The organism is Microbacterium aurantiacum (assembly GCF_040532595.1).
Taxonomy (GTDB): Bacteria; Actinomycetota; Actinomycetes; order Actinomycetales; family Microbacteriaceae; genus Microbacterium; species Microbacterium chocolatum_B.
In genome coordinates this window covers 1-11,636 of sequence record NZ_JBEVYX010000002.1, presented here as the reverse complement: position 1 = coordinate 11,636, position 11,636 = coordinate 1, and the positions used below count along the sequence as shown (strand labels likewise).

Genomic DNA, 11,636 nt, shown 5'->3' with positions numbered 1-11,636 from the left:
GGGGTCGCCGTCACGCGCGGCTCACCGCCCCGACCGTGTGTATCCGGCACAGCCCGTGGGAGAACTCATCTCGACAGTGCTGCTCATACGGAGCGGAGAAGGTGTTACCCCGCATGATCGCCGCCGCGGACCGCACCCGCGAGAGGAACTCCTCCCGCGCATCGTCGGTCAGCGGCGCCTGCCGCGGCTCCACGTAGGGCTTCGATTTCGACGAGGGCCGCAGCACCAGAAGCTTGGCGCCCCCTGGGGCGAAGCCCTTCCCCTCGGGGATCGCACCGGCGTCGAAGGCGAGCTGGTAGGCGGCGAGCTGGGGATTGTCCTGCACCTTCGCGTCCGTCTGCGGCTCGCTCTTGCCCGTCTTGAGGTCGACGATGACGACTTCTCCCCGCGCCGTGAGTTCCACCCGGTCGATGTAGCCCGACACGACCGCGTCCGCACCGCCGTCGACCCCGGCAACCGGCACTTCGAAGTGCGGCTCGGCCCCGAGGAGCCGCCCGCCGGCCTCGTCGAATCGCCGGAGGTACAGGTGCAGCCGCCGCACGAGGTCCCGAGCGCGAGCCCTCTCCGCCCGCTCACGCCACGGCGAATCGAACTGCAGCTCGCTCCAGCGCGATTCCACGTGCGCCCACAGGGCATCCTCGTCGAGGCCGACGGCGTGCTCCAACGCCGAGTGGAGGATCGTTCCGAGGCCCGCGGTGGATCCACCGGAATCGCCGCCCAGCTCGGCGATCACCCAGTTCAGTTCGCACTCCTCCAGCGTGTGCAGACGCGAGGGCGACACCCGCACCGGCCGAGGGTCGCCGTCGTACAGGGAACCGGCCGCCGACACCGGGGCGACTCCGTACCAGTCCCGGGGGTCGGCCCCCGGAACCCCCGCCCGCGCCAGCACGGCGAGCTGCCCCGCGGAGTGCGCCGCGGCATCGGCCCGCGCGGTGGTGAGGATGCGTCGATGTCGTGCCACCTGCCCGCGCAGCGACAGGGGGTGACCGCCCTCGAAGGGCCGCACGGGGGGAAGCATCTCGAAGAAGGCGCTCGGACCGGTGTCGTCGTCATCGACGGCGGTCACCACGGTCACAGCGGTCGCCCGGGTCAGCGACCGCACGAGCAGCCGCATCTCGTCGTGGAGTGCCGTGCGACGCCGATCCACTGCGGCCGGGGGCTCGCGGACACCCTCTGCCGCGTCGGCGAGGCGCCACGTGTGCAGAAGCCCGCCTCGGGTGCGGGTGTTCGGCCAGATGCCGTCCTGGACACCGGCGATGACCACGGTGTCGAACTCGCGCCCGAGCGAGCCCGCCGGGGTGAGGACGCTCACCCGCCCCGCGGGGGGCGCCGCCTCGAGGCGGTCATCGGCGACGCCGCTGTCCAGAAGGGTGCGCACGAAGACCCGGGGGTCCACCGTGCCCTCGCGGTCGACCGCGCGCTTCGCCGCCTGGAAGAGCGCCACCACCGCGTCCAGATCGCGGTGCGCCTGTTCGGCCAGCGGACCCTGGCCCGCGGCCGTCTCCACCCACGAGCGTTCGGAGCCGCTCCGTTCCCACGCGGTCCAGAGGAGCTGGTGCACGTCGTCTCCGGCATCCAGCCCGGCACGGAGCGCGTGCACGGTCCGCGCGACGGATGCCGCGCGGCGCGCTTCGCGGGTGTCGACGAAAGTGAACTCCACCGGATTGCGCATTCCGGAGATGAGGAGCTCGTTGCCGAGTCGCGCGCCTCCGGCGGCGAGCTCGGCGCTGCGCAATGCGGCGCGCAGACGGCGCAGCTCGATCGCGTCGAGCCTTCCGTAGAGCCCCGTCAGGAGGTCAATCACATCGTCGACCTGGTCGAGGACCCCCATCGCCGCCTCGACCAGGCGCAGGAGATCGCGTGCCGCAGGGACCGATCCGAGCGGGCGTGCGGCCGCATCCGATCGAGCAGGGACCTCCCGCGCCGACAGCTCCCTCTCGAGGGCGACCACCTGACGAACGTCGTGAGCGATGACGGCGCACGACTCCCACGCCACGCCGTCGCGGACATGGCGCTCCCGGAGGATCCGCGCGATCGCGTCGTGCTCTTCCGCCGGCGAGCGGACCACGAGACACTGCACCGAGCCGTCGTCGGAGGCACCCGCCGGCGCGACACGGTGCGCGACGACGCCGGCAGCACCGATCCGCTGGGTCACGCCCCGCACGACGTCGGCGTGCCAGGCCGAGCCTCTATGGGTGCCGTCCAGAACACCCCGAAGACCCCACAGCGATACCGCCCGCGCGAAGTTCTCGGGTCTTGCGCCGCGGAAGGCTCCCGAACCGATGTCGGGGTCACCGAAGGCCAGAACGGCGATCCCCCGGCGGCGACAGGCCTCGAGCAACTCGATCGCGCCGAGGGTCAGCTCCTGCGCGTCGTCCACGAGCAGGACCCGCACCTCGTCGAGGGGGCCCCAGCCGGCCGGAGCCGTCCGCACCACACCCAGCGCTTCGCGCACGAGTCCGGCCGCATCCCGATGGGCCGACCTCATCCCGGCGCGGACGTCGAGGTACTCGCGGAAGAAGGATGCCGCGGCCGTCCACTCGGCCAGTCCGAGGGCGCGTCCGAGCGCCTCGAGCCCGTCGGGGTCGACACCGAGCGTCGTGCACTCGGCGAAGAACGCGCGGAGCTCGGCACGGAACCCGGACGTGGAGCGGACCGAGGCCGGCAGAGTGGACGGCCATCGCGAGCGTGCGCGGCGGTCGTCCTCCGCGTCTCCGTCCAGCAGGTCTTCCAGGATCTGATCCTCGTCCGCGCCCGTCAGCAGCTGTGGCGCCTCCCGCCCCGAGGCGACCGCCGCGGCACGCACGATCTGGAAGGCGAACGAGGCGAGAGAGCGCGCCGGAGGGCCGGATGTCGCCGCAGCCAGCCCGAGTGCGATGCGATCCCGGAGGGCGGTCGCCGTCTGCCGCGACGGTGTGACGGTCACGACCGCGTCGGGGGCCAGTCCGTGGGCGACGAGCCATCGAGCCCGCGCGACGAGCGTCTCGGTCTTGCCGGACCCGGCCGCGCCGACCACGACGCCGGAGGCGTCCCCCGGCAGTGCGATCACAGACTGCTGAGCGGCATCCTCCCGAAGACGGGCATCATCTGCGGCGTTCCGCGCCGCGGGCGTCGACGGAAGAGCGGGCATGCTTCGACGTTAGCCGCAGGCGCCGACGTCGTTCGCCCAGAGCGTCCCCGGCCCGCATCCTCCGGCGGTGCCCGTGTCGTAAAGTGTCGGAGAGCCCGCGAAACCGCGGGCCCGCAGAGTGAAAAGGGGCACGACCGTGGACATCCGCATCGGCATCGCCAACACCGGCCGCGAACTCACCTTCGAGACCAACGAGTCCGCCGCGGAGGTCAAGAAGAGCGTGTCCGACGCCCTGTCCACCGGCGCCACCCACATCGAGTTCACCGACGCGCGCGGCAGCTCCTACCTCGTCCCCACGTCGGGCCTCGCTTACGTCGAGCTGGGCAGCGATCAGTCCCGCCGCGTCGGCTTCGTCGCCTGATCCGTGCAGATCCTCCTCGGACTGATCGCCGGTGCCGTCATCGGCCTCGCCGTCCACTTCACGCTGGGCGATCGGGACGTGCGCGGCGCAGCGCTCCTGCCGATGATCGGTGCTGCAGCGGCAGGGATCGCCTGGACCGCTGCGACCTGGGCGGGAGCCGGGATCGACAGCCCGTGGCCGTGGGCGGGCTCGCTCGTCGTGCCGATCGCGGTGACCCTTCCGATCGCGCTGACGATCACCCGACGTCGTCGAGACAGCGACGCGCGCACGCGACACGAGCTGCGCATCGGCTCCGCGTAGGCGGCTGCCGTCTGCTCAGGCGGCGAGCCCCATTGCATCCATCCGCCGTGAGTGCGCGGCCAGCAGCTGGGTGAAGACCGGCTCGACCGTCGCCTCGTCAGCCGACTCGAGCGTCAGGGGGCGCAGGGCCGCACGAGCGATGAGCAGTGTGTCCCCCACGAGTCGACGTCCCCACAGCGCGAGCAGCCAGGCCCACTGCGGGTCGTCCGCGATCGTGGACGAGATGATGTCCACGATCGCCTCTCGATCATCGTCCGCCAGCAGCGCCCGCGCGACACGGCGTCCGGTTTCGCCGTAGCTCGAGGAGAGCGCAAGGTAGAAGTCATCGAGCATTCCCGCCGTGATGTGCACCGAGAGCATCGTCTCCTGCGGACGGACTCCGTGGGTGCTGCGCCGGAAGGCGTCGAGTGGTTCCCGGAACGGGAGCATGACGGCGGTGGGGTCGCCCTCCCTCTCGCGGATGATCTCCACGAGAGCCTCGTGCTTGGTCAGCGCCGCCCCCGCCGCCCGGGACAGGGACTCCTTCTGCGCGAGCTCCGGGGTGAGGGCGATCAGCTCGCTCAGGGTCTCGAAGTACCCCAGCTGCAGGTAGGCCGCCTGCCCGAGGAAGGTGTCCACGTCGGGGGCCAGCTCTGCGAAGTCCACGCGGAGCGCTTCGCCGAGCTCGTCACGGGATCGCAACTGGAGGCGACGCCCGGAATCGCGTCTCTGCCAGAACCACTTCACCACGCCGACAGCCTACGCCGCGCGTCGCTCGGCGCCGTACCGGGGGCGCGGCGCCGAGCGCGGTAGCATGGTCGTCGGCCCCGACGTCGGATCGGGGATGCCGCGCCTGTGGAAGAGAAGAGGGCGTGGATCGCACTCCGCCCGCACGGCGCCGCTGGAAAGCACGCCCGGGCATGGACCAGGCAGCGTCTCACTGCCGGACAGGCATACACCGTGACCACCTTCGCCGACCTCGGGGTCGATCAGGACATCGTCGACGCACTCGCACAGAAGGGCATCGTCGACGCATTCCCCATTCAGGAGCAGACCATCCCCCTGGGGCTCCCGGGGCAGGACATCATCGGACAGGCGAAGACCGGAACGGGCAAGACCTTCGGTTTCGGAATCCCCGTGGTCCAGCGACTCGGGCTCGATCCGGCCCCGGGAGTGAAGGCCCTCATCGTCGTCCCCACGCGCGAGCTCGCCGTCCAGGTGTACGAAGACATGGACATGCTCACCTCGAACCGCTCCACCAGCGTCGTCGCCATCTACGGCGGCAAGGCCTACGAAGGGCAGATCGATCAGCTCAAGGCGGGCGCCCAGATCGTCGTGGGCACCCCCGGACGTCTCATCGACCTCAGCAACCAGAGGCTGCTCGACCTGTCCGGCGCGGTGGAGGTCGTCCTCGACGAGGCCGACAAGATGCTGGACCTGGGCTTCCTCGCCGACATCGAGAAGATCTTCCAGAAGGTCCCCGCGGTCCGCCACACGCAGCTGTTCTCGGCGACCATGCCCGGCCCGATCGTGGCGCTCGCGCGTCGCTTCATGTCCAACCCGATCCACATGCGCGCCAACGACCCCGATGAGGGGCTGACGCAGGCGAACATCAAGCACCTCGTCTACCGGGCCCACTCCCTGGACAAGGACGAGGTGATCGCCCGCATCCTGCAGGCCGACGGGCGCGGGAAGACGGTGATCTTCACCCGCACCAAGCGCGCCGCGCAGAAGCTCGTCGACGAATTGGGCGACCGGGGGTTCAACGCAGCCGCCGTCCACGGCGACATGAGCCAGGAGGCTCGCGAGCGGTCCATGGCGGCGTTCAAGGCAGGCAAGCGCGACGTGCTCATCGCCACCGACGTGGCCGCACGCGGCATCGATGTCAACGACGTCACCCATGTCATCAACCACACGATCCCCGACGACGAGAAGACCTATCTCCACCGCGCCGGCCGCACGGGCCGCGCCGGCAAGACCGGTATCGCGGTGACGTTCGTCGACTGGGACGACCTGCACAAGTGGGCGCTGATCAACCGCGCCCTCGAGTTCGGCCAGCCCGAGCCCACCGAGACCTACTCGTCGAGCCCGCACCTCTTCACCGATCTCGACATCCCGGCGGGGACGAAGGGCCGCATCGTCACGGCTCCGAAGACGCAGCCGGCGCGGACGCAGCCCGCCCGCGCCGCGGATGCGGCGGGGGACGAGCAGGCGGCGGGGACGACGCGCCGGCGTCGTCGTCGGTCGCGCGCCTCCGGCGAGGAGCGTGTGGGCGCCACGTTCACCCCCGACGACGGATCACCCGCCGTCACGCGACCTGACTCGACTGCGGATCGCGGCACCGAGGGTGCCGGCACCCATGACGGCCGCGGACCCGAGCATCACGACGGCAGGCCCGCTCCCCGTCGACGCCGGCGTCGCGGCTCCCGAGGCGGTCAGGCCCCGGCCGCGGGAGTCTGATCCACGAGCGGGGTGGGGCGTCCCGAGGTGGCGCCCCCGCTCACGCATAGATCGGCGCCGTGCCGGAGCCGCGCTCGATCAGTCGCGCGACCATGTCGTCGGTCGTCGTGTACTCGCCCGGTTGATTCGGCTTGCCCCGACCGTGGTAGTCGCTGGAGCCGGTGACGATCAGGTCCCGTGACCGGCACAGTCGACGGAGGATCCCCGAGGCCGCGGGCAGGTTCTCCCGATGCCCGAGCTCGAAACCGGCGAGCCCGGCGTCGAGCATCTGCTCGATGATCGGCATGGGGAGGAGACCCGCCCGTCCCGCCGGGTGGGCCACGATCGCCACCCCTCCGGCCTCGGTGATCAGGCGGACTGCGGTCACGGGATCGGGGGCGTACAGAGCGACGTAGTACTCCCCCGCGGGGCTCAGGATGTCGGCGAAGGCCTGCGTGCGGTCCGTCACCAGACCGCGCGCGACGAGCGCATCGGCGATATGCGGTCGACCGACCGTTGCGCCGTCGGAGGTCTGCGCGAGGATGTCGTCCCACGTGACGTCGAAGTCGCGGGCGATGCGGTCGGCCATCAGACGCGCGCGGTCCCATCGGGAGGCGCGGATGCGGTCCGTGAGTACCCGCAGCATCGAGTCCTCGGGGTCGAACAGGTAGGCGAGGACGTGCACACTGCGCCACTCGTGCTTCGCGGAGAGCTCCATCCCCGGAAAGAAGGTCACCCCGAGCGAACCCGCAGCCTCGGCGGCCTCGGCCCAGCCGGCCGTCGTGTCGTGATCCGTGAGGGCGACGGTGCGCACTCCGTGGCGCTGGGCCGCGGCGAGAACGCCGGCGGCCGAATCGGTTCCGTCGGAATGAACCGAGTGCAGGTGCAGGTCGCTCGGCCCGTGGAAGCGTTGCGATGCCGACATCCTTCGAGCGTATCGCGGGCACCGCGAGTGGTCGCCTCCCGGAGCGCCGCTGGCCGATCTCCCAGCGGAGATGTCTAGAGTCTGGGCGTGCTTCGCCTCCTCGGAATCCTCGTCGCGGTTCTCTTCGCCGCCGGAGCGGCGGTGCTGACCTGGCCGGACTTCTTCCGTGTCGAGCGCTACTACCCCGTGGCCCAGCTGATCTCCTTCCGTGGTGCGATCACAATCGGCTTCGCCGCCGTCGTCGTCTGCGCGCTCCTGCTCGCCCTCGCACGCAGTCCTCGTCCCTTCGCCCTCACGGTCGCCGTGATCGCCGCCGTCGCGACCGGGGTGAACGGCGCCGCCCTGCACACCCGGGGTCTCGGCATCGAATCCCTTCCCGAGAAGTCGGATGCCGCCATCCGCGTGATGACGTGGAACACGGCCGGACCCGCCACCTCGGCGGATGCGGTGGCGCGTCTCGCCGTCGCGATGGAGGCCGATATCGTGTCCCTGCCCGAGACGACGATCGAGACGGGCGAGGCTGTGGCGATCGCGATGCGCGAACTCGGACACCCGATGTGGGCCCATCACGCCGAAGACCCTTCCACCGAGTGGGACGCGGGCTCCACCACTCTCCTGATCAGTCCCGATCTCGGCGACTACGCCGTCATCGAGTCGTCCGTGGACGGCACGAGCAACACCTCGACCGTACCGAGTGCGGTCGCCATGCCCGTCTCCGGTGAGGGACCGGTCGTGGTCGCCGCGCACGCGGTCGCACCACGGCCGAGCTACATGAGCGAGTGGCGAGAGGACCTGCGCTGGCTCGCCGACCAGTGCGCGAGCGACAACGTGATCCTCGCGGGCGACTTCAACGCGACCGTCGATCACATGAGCGGCCTGGGTGTCGACGGCGGCACGCTCGGTCGCTGCCGCGACGCCGCAGCGGAGACGGGCAACGGAAGCGTCGGCACCTGGCCCACAGACCTGCCGCGTCTGCTGGGAGCCCCCATCGACCACGTCATGACCACCGCGCAGTGGGAGCCGACCGGGTCGCTCGTACTGGAGGCGCAGGGTTCGTCCGCATCCGATCACCGACCCGTCGTCGTCCAGCTCGAGCCCGCGCGCGACTGATCTCGCCCCGACACTGCGTGCGAGACTGGACGCATGAGTACAGCAGGAGAGCTCGACACGATCGCGCCGACCGAGGAGGAGCGAGCGGCGGCGAACCGGCGCCAGCGCTTCGGGCAGGGATTCCTCGACGGCATATCGCGCGGGTGGGCCGACCGCCCCGACACGGTCCCCCCGGCTCGGCATTCCGCGGCCTATGCCGCGGCCCGACGCGCGGCCGTCTCGGCGAGGTTCCCCGGGGAACGCGTGGTGGTCCCCGCGGGCTCACTGAAGCAGCGGAGCAACGACACCGACTACCCCTTCCGCCCGCACTCGGCGTTCGCGCACCTCACGGGGTGGGGCTCGGATGCCGAGCCCGATTCGGTGCTCGTCCTCGACCCGCGGCCGGACGGCGGACACGAGGCCACGCTGTACTTCCGTGAACGAGCCGACCGGACGACGCACGAGTTCTACGCCGATGCCACGGTGGGCGAGTTCTGGATCGGTCCGCGTCCCTCCGCCTCGGGCGTCGCCGCCGAGTTGGGCCTGCGGACGGCGCCCGTCGAGGAGTTCGCGCCCGGTCCGGGTGATCTCGTGGTCGACGTGCACGCCGACCTCACGCAGTTCGTCTCCGAGATGCGCCTGGTCAAGGACGAGTACGAGGTCGCCCAGCTGAGACTTGCGGTCGAGGCGTCCGCCCGTGGATTCGACGACATCATCCGGGACCTCGCGCGGATCGCGGCACACCCCCGGGGCGAGCGTGTCGTGGAAGGCCTGTTCCACCAGCGCGCGCGTCTGGACGGCAACACCGTCGGATACGACACCATCGCCGCGTCCGGCCCGCACGCGTGCTACCTGCACTGGACGCGCAACGACGGCCCCGTCGTCCCCGGAGACCTCATCCTCATCGACGCCGGTGTCGAGGTCGACAGCCTGTACACCGCAGACATCACACGCACGCTGCCGGTCAACGGCCGGTTCAGTGACGTCCAACGGCGGGTCTACGAAGCGGTCCGCGAGGCGGCCGACGCCGCGTTCGCCGCGGCGCGCCCCGGTTCCCGCTTCCGCGAGGTCCACGAAGCGGCGATGTCCGTCATCGCGCGTCATGTCTCGGACTGGGGGCTTCTGCCCGTGTCCGCCCAAGAGGCGTTGGACGCCGATCTCGGCGGCCACCATCGCCGGTACATGGTCCACGGGACCAGTCATCACCTCGGGCTCGACGTCCACGACTGCGCGCAGGCGCGTCGCGAGATGTACTACGACGGGGTCCTCGAGCCCGGCATGGTCTTCACCATAGAACCGGGCCTGTACTTCCAGATCGATGACCTCACCGTCCCGGCAGAGTACCGCGGGATCGGCGTACGTATCGAAGACGACATCCTGATGACACCGGACGGGCCGGTGAACCTCTCGGCGTCGATCCCGCGGACAGCGGACGATGTCGAAGCCTGGATCGCGCGTCTGCGACCGTCCGCGTGATACCCCCGCACGGGGCGTCGGCGATCAACGAGAGCTTCACACGACCGTCGGACTTCACCACCCGGCCGACCCTCACGGGCACGTTCGGAATGGTCGCCTCCACGCACTGGATGGCCTCCGCCGCCGCGCACGGCATCCTCGAGCGCGGCGGGAACGCCTTCGACGCGGTCGTCGCGGGGGGCTTCGTCCTCCACGTCGTCGAGCCGCATCTGAACGGTCCCGGTGGCGACCTCGTCGGGCTGTTCGCGCGCGCCGACGCTCCCCGCGAACCCGTGGTCCTCGTCGGCCAGGGCCCCGCCCCCGCGGGCGCGAGCATCGCGCACTTCCAGGGCGAGGGACTCGACCTCGTCCCCGGCGCCGGAGGACTGGCCGCCGCGGTTCCCGGGGCCGTCGACGCGTGGCTCCTCCTCCTGCGCGACCACGGGTCCATGGAGCTCGCCGATGTCCTGACGCCGGTCACGCAGATCGCGCGAGATGGGGCTCCTCTCCTTCCGACGACCGTCGCCACCATCGAGCGCGTCGCCGATCTGTTCCGCCGGCACTGGCCGACATCGGCGGATCTCTGGATGCCGGAAGGCGAGGTACCGCGCGCAGGTGACCTGCATCGCAATCCCCGCTACGCCGACGTCCTCGACGGTCTCGTGGACGCGGGTCGATCCGCCTCGACGCGCGAGGAACGCGTCGACGCCGCACGCGCCGCATGGGCCACCGGCCGCGTCGCGCACGCGGCCTCCGATTTCCTCGCCGTCCCCCACCGGCACTCGTCCGGAACGGATCACTCCGCCGTGATCAGGGCGACGGACTTCGCCTCCTTCCGCGCCGGCTACGAGAGCGCCGTGGTCGCCGAGTTCCGCGATCACCGGGTCGCGAAAGCGGGTGCGTGGACGCAGGGGCCCTCGCTCCTCCAGGCGCTGCGCATCCTCGAACCGTTCGACGACGAGACCCTCGATCCCGGCACGGCGACGGGTGCCCACACGATCCTGGAAGCCCTCAAGCTCGCCCTCGCCGATCGTGACGCGCACTTCGGTGACGGGGCGGACCTCGCTCCCCTGTTCTTGGAGGAGTACGTCGCCTCCCGTCGAGCACTCATCACCCCGCGCGCGTCGCACAGCTGGCGCCCCGGCCGGCTCCCGCACGTCGCGGAATCGCCGCCGCTGCCCCCGCTCCGTCGGAGCGGAGAGACGGTCACCGCTGCGGGAACCGGGGAGCCCACAGTGCAGGCATCAGGTGACACTCGCGGAGACACCTGCCACATCGATGTGGTCGACCGCTGGGGCAACCTCGTCTCCATCACGCCCTCCGCCGGATGGCTGCAATCATCACCCGTCATTCCGGATCTCGGCTTCTGCCTCGGGACACGGCTGCAGATGACATGGCTCGACCCGAAGTCGCCGTCGGCTCTGGTGCCGGGACGGAGGCCGCGCACGACGCTGTCACCCACGATGGTGTTCGCCGCGGACGGCTCGCGCATCGCGCTCGGCACCCCCGGCGGCGATCAACAGGATCAGTGGCAGCTGCCGTTCCTGCTCCGACTCCTCGTGGGCGGTTACGAACCGCAACAGGCTGTCGACGCACCGACGTTGCACACGACCGCTCTGATCGACTCCTTCTGGCCGAGGGAATGGTCCCCCGCCGGCGTCGTCGTCGAGGACCGACTGGGCGAGGATCTCATCGCCGACCTCATCGACCGCGGCCACGACGTCGTCCGCGCGGGCCCCTGGCGTCTGGGGCGTCTCTCCGCTGTCGGGATCCAGCCCGACGGCGTCCGGCTCTGGGCTGCCGCCAACCCCCGAGGAATGCAGGGTTACGCCGTCGGGCGGTGAGGAGCACGCATTGGTCCTCCTCATCCGCCCGAGTGGTGAGTGGGTGTTAACGCGAAAGGGCCACCCAGCGTTGGGTGGCCCTTTCGTTTAAAAGAAGTCCGGCGGTGTCCTACT

General features: G+C 70.8%; 9 protein-coding genes. 6 read left to right on the top strand and 3 right to left on the bottom strand.

The genetic code is table 11. The features are described 5' to 3' along the window. Positions 1 to 10: 10 nt before the first annotated feature. Positions 11 to 3,130 (bottom strand): ATP-dependent DNA helicase, encoded by a 3,120-nt coding sequence (locus ABXJ56_RS12240; protein WP_354000029.1) that lies wholly within the window; start codon positions 3,128 to 3,130, stop codon positions 11 to 13. 136 nt (positions 3,131 to 3,266) lie between these two features. On the opposite strand from ABXJ56_RS12240, the gene ABXJ56_RS12235 reads away from it, so the two are divergent. Then, complete coding sequence (locus tag ABXJ56_RS12235) at positions 3,267 to 3,491, top strand: DUF3107 domain-containing protein (protein WP_354000028.1); 225 nt, start codon at positions 3,267 to 3,269, stop codon at positions 3,489 to 3,491. Positions 3,492 to 3,494: 3 nt separating this feature from the next. Next, positions 3,495 to 3,791: a hypothetical protein gene (locus ABXJ56_RS12230; protein ID WP_354000027.1), complete on the top strand. Its 297-nt coding sequence runs from the start codon at positions 3,495 to 3,497 to the stop codon at positions 3,789 to 3,791. Between the two features lie 15 nt (positions 3,792 to 3,806). On the opposite strand, the gene ABXJ56_RS12225 is transcribed toward ABXJ56_RS12230, so the two are convergent. Then, the gene (locus ABXJ56_RS12225; protein ID WP_354000026.1) at positions 3,807 to 4,520 is read right to left on the bottom strand and encodes a ferritin-like fold-containing protein; all 714 of its coding nucleotides are present in this window, start codon (positions 4,518 to 4,520) and stop codon (positions 3,807 to 3,809) included. Positions 4,521 to 4,730: 210 nt separating this feature from the next. Here ABXJ56_RS12225 and ABXJ56_RS12220 point away from each other — a divergent pair, with 210 nt between their 5' ends. Further along, positions 4,731 to 6,230, top strand: a complete 1,500-nt coding sequence (locus ABXJ56_RS12220) for a DEAD/DEAH box helicase (protein ID WP_354000025.1) — start codon at positions 4,731 to 4,733, stop codon at positions 6,228 to 6,230. Positions 6,231 to 6,270: 40 nt separating this feature from the next. Here ABXJ56_RS12220 and ABXJ56_RS12215 read toward each other — a convergent pair whose 3' ends face one another. After that, positions 6,271 to 7,134 (bottom strand): PHP domain-containing protein, encoded by an 864-nt coding sequence (locus ABXJ56_RS12215; RefSeq protein ID WP_354000024.1) that lies wholly within the window; start codon positions 7,132 to 7,134, stop codon positions 6,271 to 6,273. Positions 7,135 to 7,221: 87 nt separating this feature from the next. Here ABXJ56_RS12215 and ABXJ56_RS12210 point away from each other — a divergent pair, with 87 nt between their 5' ends. From ABXJ56_RS12210 to ABXJ56_RS12200, 3 genes are all read left to right on the top strand, one after another. Further along, on the top strand, positions 7,222 to 8,244 hold the full coding sequence (locus tag ABXJ56_RS12210) for an endonuclease/exonuclease/phosphatase family protein (protein WP_354000023.1): 1,023 nt from the start codon (positions 7,222 to 7,224) through the stop codon (positions 8,242 to 8,244). 33 nt (positions 8,245 to 8,277) lie between these two features. Then, positions 8,278 to 9,699, top strand: a complete 1,422-nt coding sequence (locus tag ABXJ56_RS12205; RefSeq protein ID WP_354000022.1) for an aminopeptidase P family protein — start codon at positions 8,278 to 8,280, stop codon at positions 9,697 to 9,699. 89 nt (positions 9,700 to 9,788) lie between these two features. Next, the gene (locus ABXJ56_RS12200; RefSeq protein ID WP_354000582.1) at positions 9,789 to 11,522 is read left to right on the top strand and encodes a gamma-glutamyltransferase family protein; all 1,734 of its coding nucleotides are present in this window, start codon (positions 9,789 to 9,791) and stop codon (positions 11,520 to 11,522) included. The last annotated feature ends 114 nt before the right edge of the window (positions 11,523 to 11,636 follow it).

What these genes read in the sequence shown, in the direction of transcription:
- ABXJ56_RS12240 (WP_354000029.1), bottom strand. Translation starts at nt 3,130, where the DNA reads ATGCCCGCTCTTCCGTCGACGCCCGCGGCGCGGAACGCCGCAGATGAT.
- ABXJ56_RS12215 (WP_354000024.1), bottom strand. Translation starts at nt 7,134, where the DNA reads ATGTCGGCATCGCAACGCTTCCACGGGCCGAGCGACCTGCACCTGCAC.
- ABXJ56_RS12205 (WP_354000022.1), top strand. Translation starts at nt 8,278, where the DNA reads ATGAGTACAGCAGGAGAGCTCGACACGATCGCGCCGACCGAGGAGGAG.
- ABXJ56_RS12200 (WP_354000582.1), top strand. Translation starts at nt 9,789, where the DNA reads ATGGTCGCCTCCACGCACTGGATGGCCTCCGCCGCCGCGCACGGCATC.